1 pseudogene is annotated in these 544 nt (G+C 46.5%); it reads right to left on the minus strand.

Annotated features, from left to right (window positions below):
- A pseudogene (locus A3757_RS04065) lies at positions 1-544 on the minus strand (1-deoxy-D-xylulose-5-phosphate reductoisomerase); the annotation flags it as partial.

Here is a 544-nt window from a genome sequence, read left to right on the forward strand (position 1 = left end):
TCTTCTAATGTTGACGCAATAATATCAGGGATAGCAGTAAAGGAGACATTACCTTTTAGAAAGGACGCGACAGCAACTTCATTCGCAGCATTTAAGACCGTACACGCAGTACCACCAACATCAAAAGCCTCTTGAGCCAACTTAAGGCAGGGAAAGTTTTCAAGATCAGGCTTTTCAAAGTTTAGTTGAGCAACTTCAAATAAGTCTAATGAAATGGCACCTGAGGCAATTCTTTCGGGCCACGCCAAGCCATAGGCAATTGGTGTACGCATATCGGGGCTTCCCATTTGCGCTATGACCGAGCCATCCAAGTATTCAACCATGGAATGAACAATACTCTCAGGATGAACATGAACCTCGATATCTTTCGGACTGATATCGAACAACCAACACGCTTCGATTAGCTCCAAACCCTTATTCATAAGCGTGGCAGAATCTACTGAGATTTTACTTCCCATCTGCCAGTTTGGGTGTGCGCAGGCCTGTTCTGGCGTCACCGTACTAAGGCGATCACGAGACCACCCCCTGAAAGGCCCACCTGAGG

The sequence above is a fragment of the Oleiphilus sp. HI0117 genome, from assembly GCF_001635235.1.